At 56.4% G+C, this 25,090-nt stretch carries 24 protein-coding genes; 10 read left to right on the forward strand and 14 right to left on the reverse strand.

What is annotated here, in order from left to right; genetic code table 11:
- Window positions 1-75: 75 nt before the first annotated feature.
- Genes RGU70_RS13950 through RGU70_RS13980 form a run of 7 tightly spaced genes read left to right on the forward strand, consistent with a single transcriptional unit; the run spans window position 76 to window position 6,091 of the window.
- Window positions 76-387: a FeoA family protein gene (locus RGU70_RS13950; RefSeq protein ID WP_322210005.1), complete on the forward strand. Its 312-nt coding sequence runs from the start codon at window positions 76-78 to the stop codon at window positions 385-387.
- A complete protein-coding gene (feoB, locus tag RGU70_RS13955) occupies window positions 381-2,264 on the forward strand; it encodes a ferrous iron transport protein B (RefSeq protein ID WP_322210006.1) in 1,884 nt (627 codons plus the stop codon). The genes RGU70_RS13950 and feoB overlap by 7 nt, the downstream gene beginning before the upstream one ends.
- 7 nt (window positions 2,265-2,271) lie before the next feature.
- A complete protein-coding gene (locus tag RGU70_RS13960) occupies window positions 2,272-2,577 on the forward strand; it encodes a DUF6587 family protein (RefSeq protein WP_322210007.1) in 306 nt (101 codons plus the stop codon).
- An 11-nt stretch (window positions 2,578-2,588) separates the two neighbouring features.
- Entirely contained in the window at window positions 2,589-3,263 is a 675-nt protein-coding gene (locus tag RGU70_RS13965; protein WP_322210008.1) for a TonB family protein, read from the forward strand.
- Between the two features lie 44 nt (window positions 3,264-3,307).
- A complete protein-coding gene (locus RGU70_RS13970; protein WP_322210009.1) occupies window positions 3,308-4,042 on the forward strand; it encodes a MotA/TolQ/ExbB proton channel family protein in 735 nt (244 codons plus the stop codon).
- Window positions 4,042-4,455: a biopolymer transporter ExbD gene (locus RGU70_RS13975; RefSeq protein WP_322210010.1), complete on the forward strand. Its 414-nt coding sequence runs from the start codon at window positions 4,042-4,044 to the stop codon at window positions 4,453-4,455. Before RGU70_RS13970 ends, RGU70_RS13975 begins: the two co-directional genes overlap by 1 nt.
- A gap of 4 nt (window positions 4,456-4,459) precedes the next feature.
- A complete protein-coding gene (locus RGU70_RS13980) occupies window positions 4,460-6,091 on the forward strand; it encodes a copper resistance CopC/CopD family protein (protein WP_322210011.1) in 1,632 nt (543 codons plus the stop codon).
- A 49-nt stretch (window positions 6,092-6,140) separates the two neighbouring features.
- Here RGU70_RS13980 and RGU70_RS13985 read toward each other — a convergent pair whose 3' ends face one another.
- The 7 genes from RGU70_RS13985 to RGU70_RS14015 all read right to left on the reverse strand — a co-directional run bounded on the left by RGU70_RS13985 (window position 6,141) and on the right by RGU70_RS14015 (window position 14,207).
- Entirely contained in the window at window positions 6,141-7,706 is a 1,566-nt protein-coding gene (locus tag RGU70_RS13985; RefSeq protein WP_322210012.1) for a gamma-glutamyltransferase family protein, read from the reverse strand.
- 149 nt (window positions 7,707-7,855) lie between these two features.
- Window positions 7,856-8,611: a GntR family transcriptional regulator gene (locus tag RGU70_RS13990; RefSeq protein ID WP_322210013.1), complete on the reverse strand. Its 756-nt coding sequence runs from the start codon at window positions 8,609-8,611 to the stop codon at window positions 7,856-7,858.
- Entirely contained in the window at window positions 8,554-9,552 is a 999-nt protein-coding gene (locus tag RGU70_RS13995) for an ABC transporter ATP-binding protein (RefSeq protein WP_322210014.1), read from the reverse strand. The genes RGU70_RS13990 and RGU70_RS13995 overlap by 58 nt, the downstream gene beginning before the upstream one ends.
- Window positions 9,549-10,661 carry an ABC transporter ATP-binding protein gene (locus RGU70_RS14000; RefSeq protein WP_322210015.1) on the reverse strand — a complete coding sequence of 371 codons (1,113 nt, stop codon included), beginning with the start codon at window positions 10,659-10,661 and terminating at the stop codon, window positions 9,549-9,551. Before RGU70_RS14000 ends, RGU70_RS13995 begins: the two co-directional genes overlap by 4 nt.
- On the reverse strand, window positions 10,661-11,554 hold the full coding sequence (locus tag RGU70_RS14005) for an ABC transporter permease (protein ID WP_322210016.1): 894 nt from the start codon (window positions 11,552-11,554) through the stop codon (window positions 10,661-10,663). Before RGU70_RS14005 ends, RGU70_RS14000 begins: the two co-directional genes overlap by 1 nt.
- A gap of 18 nt (window positions 11,555-11,572) precedes the next feature.
- Window positions 11,573-12,529 (reverse strand): ABC transporter permease, encoded by a 957-nt coding sequence (locus RGU70_RS14010; RefSeq protein WP_322210017.1) that lies wholly within the window; start codon window positions 12,527-12,529, stop codon window positions 11,573-11,575.
- Window positions 12,530-12,587: 58 nt separating this feature from the next.
- Window positions 12,588-14,207: an ABC transporter substrate-binding protein gene (locus RGU70_RS14015; RefSeq protein WP_322210018.1), complete on the reverse strand. Its 1,620-nt coding sequence runs from the start codon at window positions 14,205-14,207 to the stop codon at window positions 12,588-12,590.
- Window positions 14,208-14,659: 452 nt separating this feature from the next.
- Here RGU70_RS14015 and RGU70_RS14020 point away from each other — a divergent pair, with 452 nt between their 5' ends.
- Complete coding sequence (locus RGU70_RS14020) at window positions 14,660-15,703, forward strand: permease (RefSeq protein WP_322210019.1); 1,044 nt, start codon at window positions 14,660-14,662, stop codon at window positions 15,701-15,703.
- A gap of 64 nt (window positions 15,704-15,767) precedes the next feature.
- Here RGU70_RS14020 and mnmH read toward each other — a convergent pair whose 3' ends face one another.
- From mnmH to RGU70_RS14035, 3 genes are all read right to left on the reverse strand, one after another.
- Window positions 15,768-16,883 carry a tRNA 2-selenouridine(34) synthase MnmH gene (mnmH, locus tag RGU70_RS14025; RefSeq protein WP_322210020.1) on the reverse strand — a complete coding sequence of 372 codons (1,116 nt, stop codon included), beginning with the start codon at window positions 16,881-16,883 and terminating at the stop codon, window positions 15,768-15,770.
- Window positions 16,883-17,917 (reverse strand): selenide, water dikinase SelD, encoded by a 1,035-nt coding sequence (gene selD, locus RGU70_RS14030; protein ID WP_322210021.1) that lies wholly within the window; start codon window positions 17,915-17,917, stop codon window positions 16,883-16,885. The genes mnmH and selD overlap by 1 nt, the downstream gene beginning before the upstream one ends.
- 238 nt (window positions 17,918-18,155) lie before the next feature.
- Window positions 18,156-19,745: a methyl-accepting chemotaxis protein gene (locus RGU70_RS14035; RefSeq protein WP_322210022.1), complete on the reverse strand. Its 1,590-nt coding sequence runs from the start codon at window positions 19,743-19,745 to the stop codon at window positions 18,156-18,158.
- Between the two features lie 502 nt (window positions 19,746-20,247).
- Between RGU70_RS14035 and RGU70_RS14040 the strand changes: the two genes are divergently transcribed.
- Both RGU70_RS14040 and RGU70_RS14045 read left to right on the forward strand, forming a co-directional pair.
- Window positions 20,248-20,526 (forward strand): type II toxin-antitoxin system Phd/YefM family antitoxin, encoded by a 279-nt coding sequence (locus tag RGU70_RS14040; RefSeq protein WP_322210023.1) that lies wholly within the window; start codon window positions 20,248-20,250, stop codon window positions 20,524-20,526.
- Window positions 20,526-20,846 (forward strand): type II toxin-antitoxin system RelE/ParE family toxin, encoded by a 321-nt coding sequence (locus RGU70_RS14045; RefSeq protein ID WP_322210024.1) that lies wholly within the window; start codon window positions 20,526-20,528, stop codon window positions 20,844-20,846. Before RGU70_RS14040 ends, RGU70_RS14045 begins: the two co-directional genes overlap by 1 nt.
- A 654-nt stretch (window positions 20,847-21,500) precedes the next feature.
- Here RGU70_RS14045 and RGU70_RS14050 read toward each other — a convergent pair.
- The 4 genes from RGU70_RS14050 to RGU70_RS14065 all read right to left on the reverse strand — a co-directional run bounded on the left by RGU70_RS14050 (window position 21,501) and on the right by RGU70_RS14065 (window position 24,838).
- Entirely contained in the window at window positions 21,501-21,755 is a 255-nt protein-coding gene (locus tag RGU70_RS14050) for a hypothetical protein (RefSeq protein ID WP_322210025.1), read from the reverse strand.
- Window positions 21,748-22,110, reverse strand: coding sequence for a hypothetical protein (locus tag RGU70_RS14055; RefSeq protein ID WP_322210026.1), 363 nt, complete (start codon window positions 22,108-22,110; stop codon window positions 21,748-21,750). The genes RGU70_RS14050 and RGU70_RS14055 overlap by 8 nt, the downstream gene beginning before the upstream one ends.
- Window positions 22,111-22,298: 188 nt before the next feature.
- A complete protein-coding gene (locus RGU70_RS14060; RefSeq protein ID WP_322210027.1) occupies window positions 22,299-24,467 on the reverse strand; it encodes an AAA family ATPase in 2,169 nt (722 codons plus the stop codon).
- Complete coding sequence (locus RGU70_RS14065) at window positions 24,464-24,838, reverse strand: hypothetical protein (RefSeq protein WP_322210028.1); 375 nt, start codon at window positions 24,836-24,838, stop codon at window positions 24,464-24,466. Before RGU70_RS14065 ends, RGU70_RS14060 begins: the two co-directional genes overlap by 4 nt.
- Window positions 24,839-25,090: the final 252 nt, after the last annotated feature.

Raw genomic sequence — 25,090 nt, forward strand, 5'->3', positions numbered from 1 at the left:
GTTCAGCCTCATAATGAATAAGTGCGGTGACAATCATTCCGATAATGCACCGCACTGCTACAAGGAATACCGATCATGAAACCCAATCTGAGCGACCGCCTTTGTTCGCTTAAAAAAGGTGAACAGGCAGTCCTGGCCGGATTGGCCACGCCACTCAACGATGAAGAAGCCGTGCTGAACCGACGACTGGAAGAGCTTGGTTTCGTCAGCGGAGAAACGGTGCGCATCGTTGCGCAATCGTTTCCGCATGGCGATCCGATTGCCGTGCGCATCGGCAACACCACCTTTGCGCTGAGAAAACATGAATCCACGATGATTAAAATCGTGCGCGACGACCTCTCGCCAACTCTGCAAACACTGCAAAAAATCGAAGACGTCTTATGCTGAATCAACAGAAAGCCCCGCTCCGACTGGCATTGGTCGGCAATCCTAATTGCGGAAAAACGGCCTTGTTCAACCGCCTTACCGGCGCACGTCAAAAAGTGGCCAACTACGCCGGCGTGACCGTCGAACGAAAAGTCGGCAGCTTCGTTTCCGAACAAGGCAAGACGTATCAGGTCATCGATCTCCCCGGCGCTTACAGCCTCAATGCCTTGAGTCCAGATGAAGCCGTAACACGCGACGTATTGCTAGGCAAGCGCGCCGATGAAGCGCCGCCCGATCTGATCGTGCTGGTCGCCGATGCCACCAAACTGCGCCTCAATCTGAAACTGTTCATTGATGTGCTGCGACTCAAAATACCGGCGGTGCTGGCGCTCAACATGATGGATATTGCGCGGCAACGCGGCGTCCATATCGATACCGAAGGCCTCGCGCGTGAACTCGGCATTCCGGTCATTGAAACCATCGCCGTTCAATCCGGCGGACAAAACAAACTGGTGACAGCGATTGACGCATGGAGCGCCTCCCACGCCGATACGACGTCCACGCCACCTGCGAACCAAATCAGCGATACCGAAGAACTATCAGCACAAGACAAGCAACATGAAATCCGCCGCATCCTGAGCCTGACCGTCACCGAAGAGCCTCAAACCGACACCCTGGAAGACAAGATCGACGCCTGGGTCCTGCACCCGGTCATCGGTTATCTGATTCTGTTCAGCTTGCTGTTTCTGATTTTTCAGGCGGTGTTCAGCTGGTCGGCAGCCCCGATGGATTTCATCAAAGACACCGTGGGCGCAGCAGGCACCTTCGTGCAGCATCTTTTGCCGGAGGGCCCGCTGCGCAGCCTGCTGGTCGATGGCATCTTCGCCGGTGCCGGCAGCGTTCTGGTCTTTTTGCCGCAGATTCTGATTTTGTTCTTTTTCATTTTGCTGCTGGAAGATTCGGGCTATCTGCCACGCGCCGCGTTCCTGCTGGATAAACTGATGGGCAGTGTCGGCCTGTCTGGCCGCGCCTTCATTCCGCTGCTATCTAGCTTTGCCTGCGCCATTCCCGGCATCATGGCAACGCGGTCGATACAAAGCCGGCGTGACCGTTTAGTCACCATCATGATCGCACCGCTGATGACCTGTTCGGCGCGTCTGCCCGTGTACGCGCTGATCATCGGCGCATTCATTCCGCAACGGTCTATCGGTATTTTCAATTTGCAGGGACTGGTACTGTTCGGGCTCTATGTCGCCGGTATCGTTTCCGCCATGGCGATTGCCTTTCTCATCAAGCTGTTCATGCGCAAGGGATCGCGGCAACCACTGTTGCTGGAATTGCCAAATTACCATCGCCCGCACCTTCGTAATCTTGCGATTGGATTATGGGAACGCGCCAGAATTTTCGTCACCCGCGTCGGCACCATCATTCTTACGCTGATGGTCGTGCTGTGGTTCCTGTCGAGTTATCCCGCCGCGCCCGTCGGGTCTATCGGACCAGCGATCCAATATAGTTTTGCCGGCCAGATCGGCCATCTGATGGAGCATGTTTTTGCCCCGATAGGATTCAACTGGCAGATATCCATTGCGCTAGTACCGGGCATGGCAGCACGCGAAGTGGCCGTCGGCGCACTCGGTACGGTCTATGCGCTATCGGCCAGCGGTGACGAGGTTTCTTCCGTGTTGGGGCCATTGCTCGCTGCCAACTGGAGCTTACCTACCGCGCTCTCACTGCTGGTCTGGTACATCTTCGCGCCGCAATGTATCGCCACGCTGTCCGTCGTCAAACGCGAAACCAACTCCTGGACGCCCGCGCTGGCCATGGCGGCTTATATGTTCGCGCTGGCCTACGGTGCCTCGTTCGCCACGTTTCAGATCAGTCGTTACTTAGTCGGATAGGAGTCCCATGCAAAACGCTGCCGTTTTCATCATCGTTTCTCTTGCCTTCCTGGCGTTGCTGAAACGCTATCTGCCCGTCCGCATCCGGCACGCGTTTTCACGCCGCTTGCTGTTGCTATGCCGCTACCTTGGCCTGAATAAAACGGCAGCATGGCTTGCCGAAAAATCCATCGCGCAATCGGGCGCATGCGGCTCCTGCTCCAATTGCCACGCTACCGCACCCACCAAGACCGATGCGTTTTCAGGAACACCCGAAGCACTGAAGAAAACGATGAAACGCACCGCCACCTCCACTGAAAAGAACAAGCCATAATGAATTTAGCAATGAAGAATCGTCGTTTCTTCGCATTGCCAGGATTCTCGACGCAACTGAAAAAGACAGTTCCGCTCACCGTGATCCTGCTATTGCATGTGGGATTATTTATCGCCCTGCAAAATGGTCTGTTGCATCAGACGTCAGTGGCTGCGCCTAAAGAAGTGATGGTGAGTCTGATTACCCCTCCGGCAGCGATACAAGCACCCACACCGCAGCCAACACCGGTCAAAGAAAAACCAAAGACCGTCGCCATCGTCAAAAAATCGGTACCGCGTCCGCTCCCCGTGATTGAAAAAGCTTCGACAGAAACTGTCGCCGCAGCACCTCCGTCGCCCGCGCCACCGGCGGCACCAGCAGCACCGGCCGCACCGACATCCGTCGCTACCGCCTCACCACCTCCTCCGCGTACGGTCAGCGGCGTGGAATACCTCCGCCCCCCGTCCCCACAATATCCTTCTGCCGCCAAACGCCGCGGGGAAGAAGGGCAAGTCACTTTCCGCATTCTGGTTAGTGACAAGGGGGCGCCTGAACAAATCACGCTACAAAAAAGCTCCGGCTCCACCCAACTGGACGAAGCAGCCAGACAAGCCGTACAACGCGCCCTGTTCAAACCGTATATCGACAACGGTCAGGCCGTCGCGGTGTACGTGATCGTGCCCATCAAATTTCAGCTCAACGCTTAACGCTATTGACGCTATTGACGCTATTAACGGAGAAGGAAGTCACAATGGAAATGAATCCCTATGGATTGGAAAGTCTGTGGACGCAAGGCGATTTCGTCACCAAAGGCGTCGCGATACTGCTGCTGGCCATGTCCATCGCCTCCTGGTATGTGATTCTGACCAAGGCCATCAAGTTGTTCAGCTTGCGCCGCGCTGCGCACGCTGCCGGTCATCTGTTCTGGAAAGCTGCTGACTTGAAGGAAGGCGTGCAAACGCTGGGCACCGACAATCCCTTCAGCGCCATGGCCAGCTCGGGCGCTGACGCCATCGCTCATCACCACTCGCACCGCAGCCATCTGCACGATCAACTCTCGGTCAGCGACTGGATTACCTTGTCGCTGCGCCAGTCTATCGACGAATCTTCTGCCGCCTTGCAAAACGGCATGGCCGTACTGGCCTCGGTCGGCTCCACCGCGCCTTTTGTCGGTTTGTTCGGCACCGTGTGGGGCATCTATCACGCCCTCGTTGCCATCGGCACTTCCGGACAAGCCAGCATCGACAAAGTCGCCGGCCCGGTCGGTGAATCGCTGATCATGACGGCACTCGGTCTGGCGGTCGCCATTCCCGCCACCTTCGGCTACAACGCGCTGGTTCGCGGCAACAAATCGACCATCGCGCAACTCAATAAATTCGGCTTCGATCTGCACGCCCTGTTTATCACCGGATCGCGCTCGACGCGTGCCGATAACCCGGAGGCCACTGCCGACACGATTGCACTGCCTGCCGAAAGAGGTCTGTAATGGCCATGGGAAGCCTGTCCGATGCGGATGACGATTTCAATCCTGAAATCAATACCACGCCGCTGGTCGACGTCATGCTGGTGCTGTTGATTATTTTCATCATGACCATCCCGGTGATGAACCACGCAGTCAAGATCGACCTGCCCCGCGCCAGCAACCAGCCCGATCAGGTCAAACCTGAGAATATCGATCTGTCCATCGACAGCAGCGGCGCGATTCGCTGGAACAACGAAGCGATCGACATGAGCCAGCTGGAAGCCCATATCGCCGTTTCCGCCAAAACCCAACCGCAGCCGGAACTGCATCTGCGCGCAGAACGGACAACGCAATATGAAAAAATTGCGCAAGTGATGGCTGCTGCGCAAACAGGGGGACTGAGCAAGATCGGCTTTGTGACCGAACCAAAGAAATAGCGCCATGCCCTCCTTCTTTACTGGCAAAGCCGGACGCGCAGTCTGGTTCCTCTGCGCCTTGTCCTTGATGCTGTGCTTGCCACTGACAGCGTCGTGCGCATGGGCGCATGCTTCTCTGATCGAAACGCAACCGCCCGAAGCGGCAGTGCTTGATCGCAGTCCTGCCGCGATTGCACTGCACTTCAATGAATCGGTCGCACCGCTGGTATTCAAACTGGTGTCGCCCGACGGCACGATACAAGCACTATCGCAGACCAGCGTAATTGATGATGGTTTGAGTATCCTGCTGCCAGCATCGGGCGTACATGGCACCTATCTGTTGAGCTGGCGCGTGGTATCCACCGATGGTCATCCGGTCGGCGGCTCGCTGACCTATTCAGTGGGAGCCGCAAGCGGCAGCAATGCCAGTGCCATATCCACCTCTGCATCTACCTCGTCAGCCACGCTATTGGCAGCCATCTGGCTGGCACGCTTCGGTTTGTATGTCGTCCTGTTTGCCGCCATCGGCGCGGTGTTGTTCCGCGCATTTTTGTCTCGCGACACGGAACCGGTGTCTTACGTCAATCCGGCATTGGCGGTCGGCGGAGGACTACTGATACTGGCGATCGGTGCGCAAGGCCTTGATGCCATGGCTTTGGCGTGGAACGGTTTGCTGGCATGGGACACCTGGAAAACCAGTATGGCGACCGCTTACGGCAGAACGGCGTTACTACTGCTGGCCGCGCTGATCGCTGCGCGCATCGGCAATGGTCGGCAGATCGCCAAGGCCGCCAGTGGCCTCGCACTTGTGCTGCTGGCTACGGCCATCGCCGCCAGCGGTCATGCTGCTTCCGCGCCACCAGTCTGGCTAGCGCGGCCGGCAGTGTTCATTCACATCCTGATGCTGACTTTATGGATAGGCTCGCTGTTGCCGCTATGGGCGCTCTTGCGTCCGACATCGGCCTTATCTGCGAATACCGCACCCGCCGCTTTGGCAAGCTTTTCAAACAGAATTCCCTGGGTAGTATTCTTGCTTGTGGCCAGCGGCACTACGCTGGCATTGCTGCAAATCGATCGCCTCGATGCCTTGTGGCGCAGTGATTACGGTAGGATTTTCGGTATCAAGATGATGCTGTTTGCGCTGTTGCTCATCGTTGCGGCATGGAACCGCTACGTCCTGACCGCAGGTGTCAGGCTGGAACAAAGCCGCGCGCGCAGACGCATGGCGCACGCCATCCTCATTGAAATTTTCCTGGTGTTATTGATTCTGGCTGCCGCCACCACATGGCGTTTCACCCCGCCCCCCAGAGCCCTGGATACGGTACGCCCTGCACCCTCGCATGTGCATATCCATCAGGCGCAAGCAATGGCCGACCTGACGCTGACGCCGCAGGACGGTCGTCGTTTGCGCGCCGAACTGTTCGTCATGGGCAGCGATGAAAGCCCGCTCAAGCCGAAAGAAATGACATTGCAATTTTCCAATCCTGCAATGGGAATTGAAGCACTGAGCGAAGACCTGCATGCCGATCCCGTCGGCACCTGGAGCAGCGCAAGCTTCGCGCTGCCTTCGCCGGGAATCTGGCATGTGCGCATCGATATGCTGGTCAGTGATTTCGAAAGCATCACGCTGGAACAGGATATCGATATCGCGTTTTAAACCGCTTGCGCCGGGCATGATGCGGATATTTTTTCCCGGCAATATCCACTCAGAATGCAGCAACCACGCCGTCCGAGCGCGGATCGGATGCGCCCTCCATCAGGCCATCCGGGTGTCGCACAATCGCACCGGCGTGACCGAGCGCCGAATCGTAGGCCGCCATCACATCAACCTCATGGCCGCGCGCCCGCAACGCCTCAATCACCGCCACCGGAAAGCGCGACTCCAGTTTCAGCGAGTCCGAACTTTTGCCCCAGGTGCGACCGAGTAACCAGCGTGGTGCAGTGATCGCCGTTTGCAATGCTTGCCCGAAAACCACATGCCGCGTAAATACCGCCGACTGACTTTGCGGCTGACCATCTCCGCCCATATTGCCGTACACCATGACCCGCCCATCCTTCAGACGCGCTGCCGCCGGATTGAGCGTGTGAAACGGTTTTTTGCCGGGAACCAGCGCCCACAGATGCTGTGAGTCGAGTTGAAAAGAAGCGCCGCGATTCTGCCAGTTGATGCCGGTTTCCTTGAGCACGATACCGCTGCCAAACTCATGATAAATACTTTGAATGAACGACACCGACAAGCCACTGGCGTCACAAGTCCCCATCCAGATCGTGTCTCCCGGCCCTTTGCCTTTGCCCCATGACGCAGCCTGCGCGATATCGATGCCGGACGCCAATGCGTCGAGCGCGGCAGGTGCCAGCAAAGCCTGCGGATCGACGGTCATGTAAGCCGGGTCGTTAATGAATTGATCGCGCAGACCGAATGCGCGCTTGGTGGCTTCCACCGCAAGATGAACGTGATCGGCGCTGTCCGGTTCCACATCCGACAAGCCCACGCGATCGAGCAAACCCAGAATCGCCAGCGACACCAGTCCTTGCGTCGGCGGTGCGGTATTGAACAAGGTGCCGGCGCTATGCGCGAGTTGCAAGGGTTTTTTCAGTTCAGCGCGATGCGCCTGAAGATCGGCAATCGTTAATAAAGAACCAGCCGCCGCGAGATCCGCCACAATGCGTTGCGCCAGAGCGCCACGATAAAAACTATCCAGACCATCATCGGCCAGCGACTGCAAAGTAGATGCCAATGGCAAATTCACGAACTGATCGCCAGCCTTTGGCACCGCGCCCTGCGGAACAAAAACCTCGGCAAATCCCGGCACGTCTTTTAACTCAGCCAGTTTGGAAAGCGTCGTTTCCGCCTGACCATCGGTCACCGGAAAACCATTCCGCGCATAGTGAATCGCATCGGCTAACAGCGCAGACAAGGGCAATTTTCCACCAAGGGTCTGAGAAATTTTCAAGGCCATGTCCCATCCCGACACGGTGCCGGCAACGGTATTCGCAGCCAGCGGTCCGCGAAAAGGAATCGTCTCCATGCCGCGCGAACGGTAAGCCTCGATACTGACGGCGGAACCCGCTGCGCCGCAGGCATCAATCGCCACCGTTTCGCCATCTGGTTTGACAATGAGCCAGAAGCCGTCGCCACCAATGCTGTTCATGTGCGGGTAAACCACAGCGATGGTGGATGCTGCCGCCACCATGGCCTCGATTGCATTGCCGCCGTCGCGCAGAATTGCCAGTGCGGCCTGCGATGCCAAATGATGTGGCGCAACAGCCATTCCGCGAGAAGTTCGTTTGGTATGAATCATGGGGAGAGGTCCGTATCGAAATGGTGGAAGTGATGAAATCAGTGCCTTGCTATCAGCGGACAGCTCTGCGCGATAAAGTGGACGCAGGGTAGCGGTCGATCATAGCGCTTAACGGTCACTTACGCCGTCTGCAATAGCAGCGCCGATGGTGTCGTGACCGGACGGGTAACCGCCACGCGGGCAGACATGAGGTGATTGCGCATTTCCCGATAAGCCAGCAGCGCATCGTGATTGAGGATCGCATCGACGATGATGCTGTGTTCCGCAAACGACTCGCCGATACGCTCCAGATGCCGGAATTGCGAACTGCGAAACGGCGCAATCCGGTCGCGCAATCCGCATGCCGTTTCAGCCAATGCCGCGTTGTGCGCGCCACGGATGATGAGCATGTGCAAGTCCACATTCAGGCGATCATAGGTCTGGCTGTCATTCGTTTGCATGGCGGCACGACCCGCCGCGTGAATTTCGCGCAGCTCAGTACGTTCGGCGTCGCTCATGCGCAAGGAAGCATGACGGGCGCAAGCGGCCTCGATATCGCCTATCGCCTCGAACATCTGATCCAGCCGCTCCGCCGTCATGCTGGCGACCACCGCGCCACGATTGGGCCGGTACACGGCCAGCCCACTGATCACTAATTGTTTTAAGGCTTCGCGCACCGGCGTGCGGGACACCTCGAAGCGCGAGGCCAGCATGACTTCATCGAGTCTGGCACCGGGCTCAAACTGTCCTGTGACAATATCGCTGGCCAATTGTTTGTACACGTCCTCAGCGATGCGGCCACGCATTTTTCCATCGCCTTTTGCATGCGCCGGATCGCTCATGCCGCCACTGCTTTTTCGCTGAATGACGCAGACCAGGCGATGGGAAACCAGCATGCGGTCTTGCTGGCGCCATGCTGCGCCAACACCGGTTGCTCCTGACGACAAATATCCTCGGCATAAGAACAGCGCGGCGCAAACGCGCAACCAGCAGGCAAGGCCGCCAGATCGGGCGGACTTCCGGGAATCGTGGTCAGCGTGTGTCCCCGGTCGGCTTCGCCCACGGTCGATTGCAACAAACCCGCCGTGTAGGGATGGCGCGGACGCTGCACGATGTCGGCCACTGCCGCCTGTTCGACGATGCGACCGGCATACATGACGGCAATGCTATCGGCCATTTCTACCGCAGCGCCGATATCGTGCGTGACGAAAATAACCGACATGCCGGTTTCCCTTTGCAGGGCGCGCAGCAAGAGCAAAATCTGAATCTGCACCGTCGCGTCCAGCGCCGTGGTCGGTTCGTCGGCCAGCAATAATTTCGGCGAGCAAGCTAATGCCAATGCAATCATGGCGCGCTGGCGCATGCCGCCGGACAGCTCGTGCGGATAAGCCTCGTAGCGCTGCTGCGGCTGCGGTATCTGGACTTTCTCCAGCATCTGCAAAGCGCGTTCGCGGGCGTCTTTGCGGCTGATTTTTTCATGCGCGCGAATCGCTTCGGAAATCTGCTGACCGATGGTGTACACCGGATCAAACGCCAGTCCCGACTCCTGAAACACCATAGACACGATGCCGCCGCGATAGTGTTCGAGTTCTTTGCCGCGCATCTGCAGCACATCAACGCCATCGACCACGATGCTGCCGCTGATGTGCGTGCTGCGCTCCGCATGCAGTCGCAGCAAGGTACGCAGCGTCACACTTTTACCGGAACCGGATTCGCCCAGCAAGGCCAGCACATGGCCTGACGGCACATCCAGATTCACCTGATTAAGCGCACTGGCGGTACGGTTGCCGTGAAACTCCACCGATAAATTGCGCACTGACAATAAGGGCGCACTCATGCTGCCACCCGCGCAACGGCGTCCGGATGTTCCGAGGCGGGATCATTCAAATGACAGGCGGCCATGTGACGCTCTCCCTCACTGAGTAATTGCAGGACCGGCATCTTGATGGCACAGACGGCTTTGGCGTATTGGCAGCGGCTACGGAAACGACAGCCGGACGGCGGGTCAATCGGATTCGGTGGATCGCCCGACAAGGGGGATGTCATCGTCCTGTTGGCCGGGTCCATCGACGGGACAGCCGACAGCAAGGCCCGCGTGTAGGGGTGTGCCGAAGCGCCAAAGATGCGGTCGACCGGGCCGATTTCGACGATCTGCCCCAGATACATCACCATCACGCGATCGCTGATGTAGCGCACCACATGCAGGTCATGCGAAATAAACAAATAGGTCAGCTGCCGCTCTTTTTTGAGTTCTTGCAGCAAATTCAGCACCTGCGCCTGCACCGATTTATCGAGCGCGGCTACGGCCTCGTCCAGAATCACCAGCCGCGGTTCAAACGCCAGCGCCCGCGCAATATTGACCCGCTGCCGCTGACCGCCCGAAAGTTCATGCGGATAACGCATCGCAAACTGTGCCGGTTCGAGGCCGACGCGCGACAGCAAATCGTGCGCACGTTCCATCGCTGCGGCACGATCAAGTCCGTGTACATGCGGCCCGTAAGCAATAGTCTCGCCAATCGTCAGGCGCGGATTGAGCGAGGCATGCGAATCCTGAAACACCATCTGTAAATTCTGACGGAAATCCTTGAGTTCCATGCCGCCGAATTCGGCCACACCATCGCCATCAAAAATCATGGCGCCGCTGTCCGGCGGCATGAGTCGTGCAATCAGGCGCGCTGTCGTCGATTTGCCGCAGCCGGATTCACCGACGATGCCCAAGGTTTCCCCTTTGGCAACGACGAAGTTGATGTCGTCCACCGCATGAACGGCTTTCGCTTTGCGGCCGAACAGCTTATCGACGATACCGCTGCGAATCGTGAAGTGCTTGGTCAGATGATTGACGATCAACAAGGGTTGCGCCGGCCCGCCGCGTTCTTGTTGCGGCGACTCAAGGCCATCGTGCGGCAAGCCGCCGATCAGGGTGGTATCGAATAGTGTGTTCAGCATCAGTGAATATCCATCGCAGAACGTACGCTGTCAGCCAGCAGGTTGAAGGCAATCGAGGTGACGAAAATGAAAATGCCGGGCATGGCGGCAACGCCCGGATTGTTATAGATGGCCGCACGCAGGGTATTGAGCATCAGCCCCCATTCCGGCTCGGGCGGCTTGACGCCGAGACCGAGAAACGACAGTCCCGAAGCCAGGATAAGACTGACGCTGATCAAACCGGTGGCATACACGAACACCGGACCCAGCACATTGCCCAGCACATGCGTGCGGACGATGGAAAAGGCAGAGGCTCCGCTCATTCTGGCGGCTTCGATGTAATCGAGATGACTGACCTGCGTCGTCACGCTCTCGGCTACACGCACTACCTGCGGGATAAAAATCAATGTCAGAGCGATGATGGTATTGCTCATGCCGGGACCCAGCGCGCCGGAAATGGCGACCGCCAGCAACACCGAAGGAAAGGCGTAGAACACATCCAGCACCCGCATCACGACGGTATTGAAGCGACCGCCGATATAGCCGGCGAACAAGCCAATGAAAGTACCGATACCGAAGGCGAGCAAGACCGGCAGCACGCCCATGACCAGGGAGAGCCGTCCGCCGTACATCAGGCGGCTGATCATGTCGCGCCCGAGTTCATCGGTGCCTAGCCAGTGGCCGACGCTGCCCACATGCAGCAGGCGGCGCATCATGCTGCCCTTGTATGGATCGGCCGGGGCCAGCATCGGAGCGAAAACAGCCGCGGCGATGATCGCCAGAATCAACACGGCACTCGCCACCGCTACCGGATCACGGCAGACGCGTTGCCACACCAAGCGCCAGTAGTTGCGACTGACGGGCGTGGTCGACACCGGCGTATGGACAGGAGCCAAAGAAAAAGAAAGAGCCATGAGAACCTTGATATCCGGTTAGTGTTGACGACGCATGCGGGGATCAATCAAGGGCTGCACCATATCGACGACCAGATTCAGCACGACGAAAAACATGCACAGCACCAGAATGGTTCCCTGTAGCAGCGGCATATCGCGCTGGAAGATGGCGGTGTTGAGCAGGAAGCCGGTGCCGGGCCAGGCGAACACGGTTTCCACTAAAATCGAACCACCCATCAGATAGCCTATTTGCAGGCCTGCTACTGCCAGTACCGTCGGTGCCGTGTTTTTGGCGACATGCCGGAAAATGGCGTAGCGATTGAGTCCGCGCGCGCGCAGAGCGATCACAAAATCTTGTCCCAGCATGTCGCCAATCAGTGCGCGAACGGTGCGGGTGATGATGCCCATGGGAATCACGGATAAGGTAATGGCAGGTAAAACCAGATGACGCATGTGAGCGTAATCCCAGAGCCATTCGGAAGAACCGCCCGGCCCTGCTCCCATGGCTGGAAACCAGGACAGCCAGACCGAAAAGATAATCGTCAGCACCAGTCCCAGCCAATAATGCGGCACGCTGACACCCACTACGGCCAGCCCGCTGGCAATGCGATCAAGCCAACTGCCCTGCTGGTAGCCGGCAATCGCGCCCAAAATACATCCCAGAACCACGCCGAACAAACCTGCCACGCCCGCCAGAATCAGCGTATTGCTGACGGCGCTCAATACCTCGCTTGCGACCGGACGACCGGAAGCGATTGAGGCACCCAGATCGCCATGCACGGCACGCCATAACCACAGGCCGTACTGAACCGGTACCGGTTTATCGAGACCGTAAGCGGCCTTGAGCGCAGCAATCACTTCGGCCGGTGCATCGGAAGGGGCGATTGCGTTGAGCGGATCGCCCGGTGCCAGATACACCAGCATGAAGGAAAACGCTGTCACGCTCAATGCGATGGGAATCGCATAGAGCAAGCGCTTCAGGAGATAGGAAAGCATGCGTGTCTTTCAGAAAAATACGTGCGCCGGAAATGCGCTGCCTTTCCGGTGCAACCTGTTACATGGCGATCGTGGTGAGATCCTGGAACCAGTGCTGCGCTTGAACGAAGCTTTTCACTTTCGGAGAAATGACATGCGGGTTGGTATCGTGGACCACCCATAACATCATGGCGTCGTTGACCATGGTCTGATGTACCTGCGCCAGCAAACTATCCTGTGCCTTGGTATCAAAGGTGACGCTGATTTTGCTGATCAGGGCATCGACTTCCGGATTTTTGTAACCACTCCAGTTGACGCCATTCGGGGCAACGTATTTGCTGTTGGCAAAGCGGGTGATGGCATAGAAAGGATCGGCGGTAACGTAACCGAGATTGATCGCTGAAATACCTTTGCTGACATTGCCCGGCGAGGCCGCACCGGAGCGCCAGTTCAGATACAGGCTTTCCAGTTCAACGACTTCAAACTCGACCTGGATCCCGATTTCCTTGAGGCTTTGCTGAATGTATTCATTCATCGGCAAGGACAACATCTGCCCCGTGCCGCCCTGCGCGATGATGACCTTCGCCTTCAAGGGTTTGGCCTGGCTGTATCCGGCCTGCGCCATCAAAGCGCGTGCTGCCGGCAGATCGTATTTGATCTGGAAAGTCGGCTTGCCGAACCAGGGGCTGGTGGCATCTACCTGACCTTTGGCGGGGACGGCCAGTCCATTCATCAAGGCAACGACTTCATTGCGGTCAATGGCCAGATTGGCGGCTTTACGCACGCGGATATCGGTCCATGGCGAACCGGGCAAGGTACTGAAATGGTAGGGCCAGACATGCGGCGTGACATTGCTGACCAGCTTGAAACCAGCGCTCTTCAATTGCCCCAGCGCATCTGGCGGCGGGGTTTCGATGATATCGACCTGTCCGTTCAACAGCGCATTGGTGCGGGTCAAGGCATCAGGAATCGGGATCAGGATAATGCGGTCGGTTTTGGCGAGACGGGTTTTATCCCAGTAGCCGGCATTCTTGACCAGTTCTGCACGTTCACGCGGGACTAATTTATCCAGCTTGAAGGGACCTGTGCCTGACGGTTGCGAGGCAAATTTATTCCAGTCCTTGCCCAGCTTTTCCCACTGTGCAGGGCTGGAAATGAGGAACCACGGCAGTTGATACAAAAACAGGGCATCGACTTCCTTGGTGGTAATTTCCACCGTGTAATCGTCCACTTTTTTGTAGCTGGCGATAGAGGGAATCCGCGAGCGCACCTGGGCGCTTTGCTTGGGATCAAACTGCGGCGACTTGTCGTTGAGCACTTTCTCCAGATTCCAGATTACGGCGTCGGCCTTGAAGTCGGAACCGTCGTGAAACTTGACACCCTTGCGCAGCGTGAAGAGCCACTTTTTATTGTCGGCAGGATTGATCTTCCAGGACGAAGCGAGCCCCGGCACCAGCTTGCCGGGACGGGTGGAGATATTCGCTTCCCACGCCACCAGCGGATCGTAAATGGTGTGTCCGGTGAACTGATACGCGCCTGCGCCGCGATCGGGTTGGCCGGTGGTCAGCGGAATATCTGACATGGAAATGCCGTAACGGGCGACTGTTTCAGCCTGCGCGGGGGCGTGCAGCATGAACGCGATCGGGGCTAATGAAAGCCAGCGGACTACTTTTTTGGTGACGGAAATCTTGGATCGCATGAGAACCTCTTGGTGGATTTGTGAGGAGATGTCCCATGTTCATGAGCAGATTTCGTGCCACTACAATTGCGCTCAGGAATGTTTTTTTAAGAACTGTTTATTTACAGTGATTTAGCAGCACATTGCATAAACGGGGGTTATCAGACTGCCAACCTAAGGCCGATACGCGAACGCGCTTTGTATGCAAGATAAAGAGAATTCCCCGTATTCGGGCAGAATTGTATGCACCGATATGGCGCGCAGTGGTCATGGAGGGTCAAAAACAGCCGCGATCTCCACCCTCCGCACCGATCAAAGATGCAGAGAGCGGCGCGGCAGAAAAGACTTCGATGTTTTACATAGAGGACTTACGCAAAACAGACACTTCCCCTTGAATAGCCCCAGAAAATGTCAGGTATCTCTTGAGCATGGGTTATCATCCGCAGCAACTCCTCTATAGACAAAATCCCCTCATGCAAAACATTTCTTCTCCCGCCCCGGCGCAGGGCTTTTCGTTTTCCTGGAAACCCATCCTGTTTGTACTGATCGCTGCGCTTGGTCTGTACTACGTCAAATGGTCACCCTACTACCTCAAGTCCTTCGTTGCTGCGGCTCATCACTCTATTGGCGCGTCGATTCTGAGCGACCACCCTGCCGATCCGCTGGCGGCGGCCTTGTCTTACTCCAAAGCCTATTTTCTGGCGATCTGGAAAGCGGCCGTGCTGGGCGTTTTACTGGGTTCACTGATTCAGGTACTGATTCCGCAGAACTGGTTGTTGCGCATGTTCGGCCGGGCCGGTATCAGCTCAACGGTGCGTGGCGGTCTGTTTGCCTTGCCGGGAATGATGTGCACCTGCTGCGCCGCGCCAGTCGTGGCGGGCATGCGTCGACAGCACGTTTCCACAGGTGCGGCGCTGGCCTTCTGGATTGCCAACCCGGTGCTGAATCCGGCAACGCTGGTGTTCATGGGCTTCGTGTTGGGCTGGGAGTTTACTGCGCTGCGGCTGGTGGCAGGCGTGCTGATGGTGCTGGGAATTGCGCTGGTCGCACAGCGTATGACAGGGGCGGAAGAAGTGACTGAACCTGCTGTTCTCGCTAATACGCCTGAGCAGGAAAATCTGCTGACGCGCTGGATGCGCAAAATGTGGCAACTGTTCTGGAGCACCATCCCTATCTATATCCTGGCCGTATTTGCATTGGGCGCGGCGCGGGTCTGGCTGTTTCCGCATGTGGACGAAGTGATGGTCAATAGCTGGTACTGGTTCATCGCACTGGCGATTGCCGGCACGCTGTTCATGATTCCGACTGCGGCGGAAATTCCTATCGTGCAAACCATGATGTCGCTGGGATTGGGCGTTGGCCCGGCAGTGGCTTTGCTGATGACTTTGCCTAGCATCAGCCTGCCTTCGCTGCTGATGCTGCGCAAGTCCTTCAATGCCAGAGTCCTGGTCGTGGTTACTTTGCTGACGATAGTCATCGGCATCGTCACCGGGCTGGCGGGCGCGCTGGTACTTTAAGTTTTAGAGTCGGCAGTCGGTTTCAGGACCGGCTGCTGCGTTCTTAGCTACGTTCTTAGCTGCGCTATTTGCTCCGTTCTCTGCTGCGTTCCTTCAGATACGCCACGACTGCTTCCTGCTCGCCGCAAAACTCGATGCGCGATGCCTTGCTTTCGCGCTGGTAGTCGTAAATCGGATCGTAATATTCCAGCAGCAGACGGCTGATCCAGACCCGATGCAAATCCACTTCCCCGCTGCGCGCCTGCTCGGTCAGCGCGGCTTGCATATCCGCCATCAGGCGCTGATGACGATCGCCACCCAGTCGCTTGTGCAGCTTGCTCAAGCTGGTCAGCAAGTGCTCGGCAAACAAATCGCCGCCCTGCTCGCCATAGGCGGCGATATATTCGGTCGATAAATCAATCACGTAATCGCGCAGAATGCGCTCGACCCGCCCGGCCAGACTATCCTCCAGCCATATCATCGGACGCTCTTGCATGGTCTGATAGAGCGGCAAAGGCAATGCGCAACGGCCTACCAGACGGCTTTCATCTTCCAGCACGAACTGCGCAATTCCTCCAGCGCGTTTTTTGAGCATGTCGATCGCCAGCCGGTTTTCGAAGTCGATGGTGGAAGGCTGATCCGTCACGCGTTTGCCGAAACTGGAACCACGGTGATTGGCATGTCCTTCCAGATCCAGCGCATGGTTCAGTTGCAGCAGTACGTCGGTTTTTCCGGTGCCGGTCATTCCGCCCAGCACGACCAGATCGCACTGCGCGATGGTGTCATCGATGGTTTCCAGCAAGAAGGTGCGCATCGCCTTGTAACCGCCGGCGACGCGCGGGTAATCGATACCCGCTTCATTTTTGAGCCATTGCCGGGTGATCTGCGAACGCAGTCCGCCGCGAAAACAGTACAGACATCCGTCCGGATTGGCGCGGGCGAAATCGGCCCAGGCTTGTATCCGTTCCGACTTGACGCTGCCACTCACCAACTGATGCCCCAATGCAATGGCGGCTTGCTGGCCTTGTTGTTTGTAGCAGAGTCCGACTTGCTGTCGCTCGCTGTCGTTCATCAGCGGAAGATTGACGGCGCCGGGAAAGCTGCCCCGGATAAATTCCACCGGAGCGCGGGCATCGATCATGGGCCGCCCGCTCAGGAATAATTCGCGATAGTTAGCGATATCCACTGCATCGCCGGACATCAGGAAATCTCTACTGCATGACTCTGTCGCGCTGCCAGATGACCGATCGGCGACAGCGTCAATCCCAGCTCGCTTGCCACGGCAAGGAACTCTGCATTGCCTTCCGGCGTGACGGCCACCAGCAATCCACCGCTGGTTTGCGGGTCGCACAGTAATTGCTTCTGGGTTTCGCTGAGCGTACCGATCTTGTCGGCGTAGCTGGCGTAATTACGTTCGGTTCCACCCGGCACGCAGCCTTCGTCCAGATAATGTCCGACGCCAGGAAGTCGCGGCACGCTGGCGTAGTCGATATGCGCCGTCAGGCCGCTGCCGTCGCACATTTCCACCAGATGACCGAGCAGGCCAAAGCCGGTGACATCGGTCATGGCCGTGATGCCGGGCAATTTGCCGAAGCGACTGCCGGCATTGTTCATGACACACATCCAGTCGCGCGCGAGGCCGATATCCACTTCGCGCAATTTTCCTTTTTTTTCCGCCGTGGTCAGAATGCCTATCCCTAGCGGCTTGGTCAGGTAGAGCAGGCAACCAGCAGTGGCGGTGTCGTTGCGTTTCATGTGGCGTTTGTCGACCACGCCGGTGACGGCCAGACCGAAGATAGGTTCGGGCGTGTCGATGGAATGCCCCCCGGCCAGCGGAATGCCGGCCGCATCGCAGGCTGCACGGCCGCCGCGTATGACTTCGCGTGCAACTTCCGGCGGCAACAGATTGACCGGCCAGCCGAGAATCGCAATCGCCATCAAGGGATCGCCGCCCATGGCGTAGATGTCGCTGATGGCGTTGGTGGCGGCAATGCGGCCGAAGTCGAAGGGGTCATCGACAATCGGCATGAAAAAATCGGTGGTGGAAACGACGCCGCGGTGCTCATCCAGTGCATACACGGCCGCATCGTCACGCGAGGCATTGCCGACCCACAGTTTAGAATCGAGATTTTGCGCGCCGCTTCCGGCAAGGATGACTTCCAATACCTGTGGGGAAATCTTGCAACCGCAGCCAGCGCCGTGGCTGTACTGGGTCAGACGGATAGGCTCGGTCATTTCGTATCTTTGCGTGGGTAAAAAACCGCTCGATTCTAGTGCAATTCGAGTAGGTCTGTACGTTTGATACGGATTGGCGGGAGCTGTACAGCAGGAGAAAATGGAGGGCGTGGTCAGGCTGGGACGGCGGGATGGAAATGCGGACCCACCTTATTGACGTGGATGGCGGCGCAAGTCGCGGCTTGATTGTGGATCATGAATACGCTTCATGGGGATTGTCGGCAATATCTTTCCCCCTCTAGCTCAGGCTTTTTGCATGCACGCCATCGATTTTAAATACGCTGACAAGTTGTGTCAGATTGGCGGCCTGATCCTGCAGGGCGGATGCTGCCGCTGCTGCCTGTTCCACCATCGCGGCATTTTGATGGGTGACGTTATCCATTTCGATAATCGCGTGATTGATCTGTTCGATGCCGGAAGTTTGCTCCTGACTGGCCAGGGTAATTTCGCCCATGATGTCGGTGACACGACCGATGCTCGCCACGACTTCGTCCATCGTGCCGCCGGCTTGATCGACGAGTTTGCTACCGGTTTCGACCTTGTTGACCGAGTCGTTAATCAATTCCTTGATTTCCTTGGCGGCACCCGCCGAGCGCTGCGCCAGACTACGCACTTCCGATGCCACCACCGCAAAGCCGCGCCCCTGCTCACCTGCGCGAGCCGCTTCTACCGCGGCATTGAGCGCCAGAATGTTGGTTTGGAATGCGATACCGTCAATGACGCCAATGATGTCAACTATCTTCTTTGAAGATTCGTTGATCGACCCCATGGTTTCGACCATTTGCGACACCACCGTACCGCCTTTGACCGCAACTTCAGAGGCCATTTTTGCCAACTGGTTTGCCCGATTGGCGTTTTCGGCGTTTTGTTTCACCGTGGTGGTCAGCTCTTTCATCGACGATGCCGTTTTTTCCAGCGAACTGGCTTGGTATTCGGTGCGATTCGAAAGATCCAGGTTGCCGCTGGCGATTTCGGTCGATGCGGCGGAGATGGTGTCGGTCCCGACGCGCACATTGCTGACAATATCGGCAAGATGCTCGCGCATGGACTTCATCGAAAATAAAAGGCTGGATCGATCGCTATCCTTCGTATCGACATGGATGCTGAGGTCGCCTGCCGAGATTTTTCCCGCGATCATGCTGGCATAGTCCGGTTCACCGCCAAGCGATTTGAGCAAACTGCGTGTAATCGTGGTTGCGACAAAGATGCTGGCAAGCAAGCCTGCGATGAAAATAGAAATCAGCAGCGTCTTCGCAAAATTATAGGTTTTGTCGGCTTTCGTGACGCCTTGGCTTAATAAGTCATTTTCAAATTGGATGAAATCTTTCCACGATTGAATATAAGCGGTTTGCAAATCATTGGTTTCCGTAAACATCAGATCGGATGCTTTGTTATTCTCTCCGGCCTTTTTTAAATCGAGTACGGTGTTGCGGCTTTTTCCGTAAGCGGCGCGGCGCTGCTTGACATTGGCGAGCAAGGCTTTTTCCTGATCGTCAGAAAGCATTTTTTCCAGATCAGCGACATTATTATTGACCAGGGTAACGGTGTCCTTCAGCACATCATGCGCTTTGCTCAGTGCACCGACATCGGCATTTGCCCTGCCTTCGGAGGTAACGATATAAGCAAAGGAACGCGCATAGTCATACGCGGCTCGTATGTTTTCATGCGCGATATTTGTCTTGGGCAAGATATTTCTGGTGATGTCTTTGAAGCCATCCGTCACGGAAGAAAGGCTGCCCAAGCCACTAAATGCAAGCACGGCAGCAATGCCGACAAGCATCCCAAAACTAAGACCCAAACGCGCGCCTAACTTTATATTTGTAGACATGGATACTCACAATTTGTATTGGGCTGACGATTTTTTTATGGGAGAAACATTTTATTTATTATTTTTTAATTTAAGAATTTTATAAACAATAGCATAAATAAATTTTGCGTAAATATATAATTTTTTATATTTCCAAATGGAAATTATAGATAATAAAAATGTTTTATTTTGGCACCTTAATCTACTACTCTGCATTATCTTTTATTATTAATAATTAATCGACCTATAAATAAAATTTGCAGAGACTTTAAGGAGACGCTTCAGGTTTTGTGCGAGGTTTTACGATACGAATGTTATAGGAGGATATGGGCCTCTAAAGACATGAAGACTGAGCCCACGACTATCTTGGATATTTATATTGGCGGCGTAAAAGTGTCCCCATAGAAATGGTGTCCCTGAACGTGACATCTATATTTTTTCTTGCATGCGAGCTATGCATCCATCGTTGACATCAACTGAATTAAGGTCTAAATTTAGACCCATCCATGTAAAGGAGTTCGCCATGCAATCCATCGCCAACATCAAGTCAATTTCCTATCTGAAAAGCCATGCAGCGCAAATTGCCGAAGACCTGGAAATGAATGGAACTCCATTCGTCATTACCCAGAACGGCGAGGCCAGCATGGTGATCGAAAGCATCAAACAATTTCAGGAAAAAGAAGCGCTTATAGCCGCGCTGAAAATCATCGCCTTGGGCGAAAAAGATCGCCTGCTAGGCAAGGGCCTTACCGCTGACGAATCTCGCGCACAACTTCGAGCTGCCCGTCAGCGACGTAAATAATGGCTATCGTCATACTGCCCGATGCGCAAGAAGACTTGCTCTCGCTTCAGGAATACATGCTGGATAAATGGGATGAGCTCGAGTGGCTGAAAGCCGAGGACGCGATTTTTGAAAAACTGGAACAGGTTGATGCCGGGAGCTACCCGGGCATTTCTGTAAAAGAGTTGGAGTCGGTTGGCATCTTTGAATACCGGAACATTTTTACATCGCCTCACAAGCTGGTCTACCGGCGAATCGACAGTGACATTTATGTGTATGTCATCGCGGGACATAGACAGGATTTCGCTACCCTGATGATGAAGCGGTTGTTGAAAAAATGATCGGGCTCAAACAAAAGGGATAACGAGAGGCTAATCCCTCTGCAAAACAGAAACCCCGCACAGACTTTAAGGGAGGGTTGGATTCGAATCATATCAACAAAGCCCTTCCATCACTGCACATTGCATTTTAAAATATCAGCAATGCCCCCAAAAATGCCCCCAAAAGATTTTGCGTCTCTGTTTTTGACTTCCGCCGATGGCGGGGGTCTCGGTTCCATTATCGCCGGGGTGAGTTTGCTTTAAAGCGTGCTCCATAAATTTGTGGAGCACGCTCCTGAGCGGCAGGAAATTTTTCCGACTATCCCCGGGATGCCGGAAATTTCCCGCTGTCTATTCCGGCTCCTCGCGTGCGCGTCATGGGGTTTGTTTCAAAACGGCCCTTTCCAAGCGTCCGGCCTGCGAATCTGATCATGTCCCAAACGGAGGTACTGAGATTCGGCCGGCAATCCACCGGTCTGTCCAAAACTGGATACACCTACTTAATGCAGGTATTCCGGCAGTTGCCGATTTACCGCCTCCACTGTTTGGGGGGAGTAGGTGAGCACTTATCCGCGAACTTACCAGGCCCATTTTTTCCCGGTAGCGGGGGGGGTCGTGGTTTTAGCTGCGAACCTATCCGGCCAATGCCTCGCGTGCGCGGGCGCGTACTGGTCTTTAAACGCATTGGATAATCAAGGCATCGTCTATCTGTCGCCCCCGCTGTGCCTCACATGCCTTTGCCAGAACCCGGAGCGCCGCTCGTTCCTGGCGCTTTGCCTCCTTCAGTCGCTCGCCTGCCTTGATCTGCTCCCGATATATCCATAGCGGAGCGTTGTAATCGATGCCGGGCTTGTGCCTTGCCATGTCCAGACGGCGGATGCGTGCGTCATGCCACCGCAAAGCCGCCAATGAAATATCCCGCTCACTCATAGCCGCCTCCCTGGATTAGTCGCAGCCTTGCGGCCTTGGCGCTGTCCCTGCGCGCATAGTTCATCTGTGGGGGCTGGGTGGGTGCCGGTCGCGTTGGAGCGGATTCCCGGTGCATTGCCTCCAGCTCCCGCTTAAACCACGCCAGCGCCGCCGGGATGGACGCCAGCGATTGACTGCTCCGTGCTGTCATCATGTGGGCCAGTACATCACCGGGCAAACCCGCCGCCAGACAATACGCCTCGATAGCGGCATCCAGCTCTGCGATCAGCGCCAGCCATTCATCAGCAGGCCGGGGCTGAGCGCATACCGCCGCCAGTGCTTGCGCGTCCTCCAAGGTCAGTCCGTCCAAGTCCATCAACTCCTGTACCAGATCAAGCGGAGCGGCACGCTCAGTCAGGTACCGGACAATCTCTATCTTGTTCTTCTTTAGAATTGACCGAAAGCATCCCACCGCTTCCGGTAATCCCCTTGCCGATATACCGCCGCTGGAAAGAAACACGGTTACGCCATGCTCCCGGCAGTCCCTTAAAATCGCGGCGGGGTTCACAATTCCACCTCGATTTCGTTGCTTTCTGGAAACGGCTTATCCCCCGTCTTTTGCGAAGGGAGCGCCGAAGGGTGCGAAGGGAGCGCTTTATTTTCTGTGCTCCCTTCGCTCCCTTCGTGCTCCCTTCGTAGATTTATGATCGGCAGGCACCACATCCATGAGCCGCCCATGCTGGCTTTTATGGAATCAATTCCAAGTGATTTTTTTACTCTTTTGGCGGCATCCCATGAGTGTCCGGCATCGCGGATTTCGGCTTGGAGCATTTTTACCTGCATCCTGCCGCCGTTGTCGGTCAGCGTGTCGATCAGCATCCTTTCCAGATCGTCACGCTCAGCGCCGCCGCCGTCCTCGTCATGCTCCACGTCCCCGAGTATTTCCCGCGCTGTGCCTTCGATGGCTCCTTCCCATACGGCGTGGGTGGCTTCGATGCCGCCATCGATGGTGGTCAGGGCAAGGCTATACGCTACGCCGCCATCGTCGGGGGCAATGTTTGACTTGGCCCGTGCCAATACGCGCCGGGTGCCGTCCTCTTCTTTCGCTGCCACCAGCACCATACGGGCCAGCGCACCAAACGCCTGAGAGCCGATAACGCGATCCTGCGGCGCTTTGCCTGCCCCGCCTTTGGCAAAGTGGGTGATGCCGATCACGGCGCACTGGTGAGCCTCTGCGAAGTCCACCACGGCCTGCAAGCTGCGGCGCACATCGTTGGCCCGGTGCATGTCGCCTGATACCGCTGAGACAATCGGGTCAATCAATAGCAGGGAAACCCCGCCCATTCTTTCCACGGCATGATGAAGAGAGAGAATGTCCTGTGCCGGGTCAAACGGCGCGCTCTCGCCGTTCTCTGTAATCCCCTCGATAAAGTGGCAGCGGTTCAAATCAGCGCCAGACGCGATCAGGCGTGGTACAAGCGTGTCGTCTGCCACGTCCTCGCTTGACCAGATCAATACGTTCCCCTTGGCGGTGCAATGGCTTGCGTCTGGCCATCGTCCGCCTGACGTCAGCGCCGCCGCCAATCCTAGGGCTAAGGTTGTTTTACCGGTACCGGCAGCGCCAGCCAGAATGGTGAGTTTGCCAGCCGGTAGCCATCCCTCCCAAAGCCACGTTATGGGCTGTGGCTTGATTTCTGCTCCGCACCTTATCTTTACCGCCCGGTCTCCCGGCTTGCCTGTGGCGACTGCTTTGGTGGGTGCTGGCGCTGGTGCATCGTCGCCATGATCTACATCAGCGGCCAGCGGTACGGCTTGCACGGTATCGAAACAGGCGCGTACTGCATCGGCCCCTTCCTGTTGGTGCAGGTCGTTAAAGTCGGTGGGCTTGCTGTCATCACTGGCAAACACCGGCAGCGCCAGCAATCCGCTCACTGACTGCGCGGCGGCGGTCGCTTTCATGACGCCGACATTGCCGCCCTCGGTGAATCGGTCGTTATCTGCACAGACGATAATTTTGATGCCTGGCAGTTTAGCGCGCAGCACTTGCGCCACGGCTTCAAGGTTTCCGGCATTGAAAGCTACCGCTACCGGGTACCCTATGACGGCGTGGAGGCTGGCGCCGGTGGCGAAGCCCTCACAGAGCAGCACAGTATCGGTGGGTTTTCCGCCGAAGCTGTAATAGCAAGCTTTGATCTTGCCGTAGGTTTTGAAGCGCTTGACGCCATCCTCATCGATAAATTGCAGGCTGGTCAGTGTGCCGGTACCGTCCCGTATCGGGACAATCAAGGTGCGCTTGTCTTTAAATTCCTTGAGGCCGTAGGGCTTGATTCCTTTGCGGATGCAGTAGGCGTTATCGTCGGTCGCGTCCCTTGCCGCTGCCCAGATTCCGATGCATAACTTGGCGGCGTCTGCCTCCAATTGCAGGTGGGTAAATTCGGCCTCCTGTTTAGCCCTTTCAATCCGCGCGTGGTACTCGGTGCGCTCTGCCGGTGTCAGGGATTTATCGGCCTTGCCGCACCACTTTTCGGACAGGCCGGTTTTCCAATTGCCGAAAGAGCCAGCAGGTACGCCGTCGCCGTGCAGCCGATACCACCCTGAAACTCTGCCGCGCTTGTCGTCCGGTGCGTCGAATCGGTGGCGCTCACCGTCTGCCACGATCTCGGTCGGCATCAGTCCGTACGCGGCCATTGCTACGGCGAATTGAGATTCGGTGCTGGTTGTGGTGGCGATCATGCGTGCCTCCGTCTTTTAAATTCCAGTATGTCATCTGCCTCTCCCGCCATTGCCTCGATTGCTGCCGGGATGAAGCGCATCATGCAGTCGGTATCGCGAAAATTGAGTGTGGGCGCGTCGCCGTTACTTCTCGCCAGCGAATCGGAATAAATAATTTCAGCGCAAACTTGCAAGCCCTGTGCAAGGCTCAGTATTCGGGCGGCAAACTCTGTATCACAGTCATATGGCAAGGCACCATCAATCCATGAAAAAGCTCTATGGAAAGCCTTGGGTTCTGGTGCGGCTTTCTGCTCGGGCACGAAGCCCATTGCCGGGTCTTGGACTGGCACGGAGGGATTGACGGATTGTTTTGTTTTTGTCGTGCTGGTCATGGCGTGATTCCTTGGTGTGCGGTTGAACCGCTCCCCACTGTCAAATGGGGTGGGCGGCAAATAACAGGGTTGACAGACTGGTACACCAAAGGAAAACCAGCAGGCCGAAGCCTCCCCGCTACTGCCGCCCATAAAGGACACGCGCCAGCATACGCACGTAAAAAAACCGCATTGCGCGGTCTGTGCGCTTTGGTGTTATTCAGGCTGTCAAACCCGGCCCCCTCTTTGTCAGGGACAGGCGAAGCATAGGGC

The organism is Herbaspirillum sp. RTI4, from assembly GCF_034313965.1.
Classification (GTDB): Bacteria; Pseudomonadota; Gammaproteobacteria; order Burkholderiales; family Burkholderiaceae_D; genus Herbaspirillum.

What these genes read in the sequence shown, in the direction of transcription:
- RGU70_RS13960 (WP_322210007.1), top strand. Translation starts at nt 2,272, where the DNA reads ATGCAAAACGCTGCCGTTTTCATCATCGTTTCTCTTGCCTTCCTGGCG.
- RGU70_RS13970 (WP_322210009.1), top strand. Translation starts at nt 3,308, where the DNA reads ATGGAAATGAATCCCTATGGATTGGAAAGTCTGTGGACGCAAGGCGAT.
- RGU70_RS14015 (WP_322210018.1), bottom strand. Translation starts at nt 14,207, where the DNA reads ATGCGATCCAAGATTTCCGTCACCAAAAAAGTAGTCCGCTGGCTTTCA.
- RGU70_RS14040 (WP_322210023.1), top strand. Translation starts at nt 20,248, where the DNA reads ATGCAATCCATCGCCAACATCAAGTCAATTTCCTATCTGAAAAGCCAT.
- RGU70_RS13975 (WP_322210010.1), top strand. Translation starts at nt 4,042, where the DNA reads ATGGCCATGGGAAGCCTGTCCGATGCGGATGACGATTTCAATCCTGAA.
- RGU70_RS14050 (WP_322210025.1), bottom strand. Translation starts at nt 21,755, where the DNA reads ATGAGTGAGCGGGATATTTCATTGGCGGCTTTGCGGTGGCATGACGCA.
- RGU70_RS14035 (WP_322210022.1), bottom strand. Translation starts at nt 19,745, where the DNA reads ATGTCTACAAATATAAAGTTAGGCGCGCGTTTGGGTCTTAGTTTTGGG.
- feoB (WP_322210006.1), top strand. Translation starts at nt 381, where the DNA reads ATGCTGAATCAACAGAAAGCCCCGCTCCGACTGGCATTGGTCGGCAAT.
- RGU70_RS13990 (WP_322210013.1), bottom strand. Translation starts at nt 8,611, where the DNA reads ATGCTGGTTTCCCATCGCCTGGTCTGCGTCATTCAGCGAAAAAGCAGT.
- selD (WP_322210021.1), bottom strand. Translation starts at nt 17,917, where the DNA reads ATGACCGAGCCTATCCGTCTGACCCAGTACAGCCACGGCGCTGGCTGC.
- RGU70_RS13980 (WP_322210011.1), top strand. Translation starts at nt 4,460, where the DNA reads ATGCCCTCCTTCTTTACTGGCAAAGCCGGACGCGCAGTCTGGTTCCTC.
- RGU70_RS13995 (WP_322210014.1), bottom strand. Translation starts at nt 9,552, where the DNA reads ATGAGTGCGCCCTTATTGTCAGTGCGCAATTTATCGGTGGAGTTTCAC.
- RGU70_RS13985 (WP_322210012.1), bottom strand. Translation starts at nt 7,706, where the DNA reads ATGGCTGTTGCGCCACATCATTTGGCATCGCAGGCCGCACTGGCAATT.
- mnmH (WP_322210020.1), bottom strand. Translation starts at nt 16,883, where the DNA reads ATGTCCGGCGATGCAGTGGATATCGCTAACTATCGCGAATTATTCCTG.
- RGU70_RS13965 (WP_322210008.1), top strand. Translation starts at nt 2,589, where the DNA reads ATGAAGAATCGTCGTTTCTTCGCATTGCCAGGATTCTCGACGCAACTG.
- RGU70_RS13950 (WP_322210005.1), top strand. Translation starts at nt 76, where the DNA reads ATGAAACCCAATCTGAGCGACCGCCTTTGTTCGCTTAAAAAAGGTGAA.
- RGU70_RS14065 (WP_322210028.1), bottom strand. Translation starts at nt 24,838, where the DNA reads ATGACCAGCACGACAAAAACAAAACAATCCGTCAATCCCTCCGTGCCA.
- RGU70_RS14020 (WP_322210019.1), top strand. Translation starts at nt 14,660, where the DNA reads ATGCAAAACATTTCTTCTCCCGCCCCGGCGCAGGGCTTTTCGTTTTCC.
- RGU70_RS14005 (WP_322210016.1), bottom strand. Translation starts at nt 11,554, where the DNA reads ATGGCTCTTTCTTTTTCTTTGGCTCCTGTCCATACGCCGGTGTCGACC.
- RGU70_RS14060 (WP_322210027.1), bottom strand. Translation starts at nt 24,467, where the DNA reads ATGATCGCCACCACAACCAGCACCGAATCTCAATTCGCCGTAGCAATG.
- RGU70_RS14010 (WP_322210017.1), bottom strand. Translation starts at nt 12,529, where the DNA reads ATGCTTTCCTATCTCCTGAAGCGCTTGCTCTATGCGATTCCCATCGCA.
- RGU70_RS14000 (WP_322210015.1), bottom strand. Translation starts at nt 10,661, where the DNA reads ATGCTGAACACACTATTCGATACCACCCTGATCGGCGGCTTGCCGCAC.
- RGU70_RS14045 (WP_322210024.1), top strand. Translation starts at nt 20,526, where the DNA reads ATGGCTATCGTCATACTGCCCGATGCGCAAGAAGACTTGCTCTCGCTT.
- RGU70_RS14055 (WP_322210026.1), bottom strand. Translation starts at nt 22,110, where the DNA reads ATGGACTTGGACGGACTGACCTTGGAGGACGCGCAAGCACTGGCGGCG.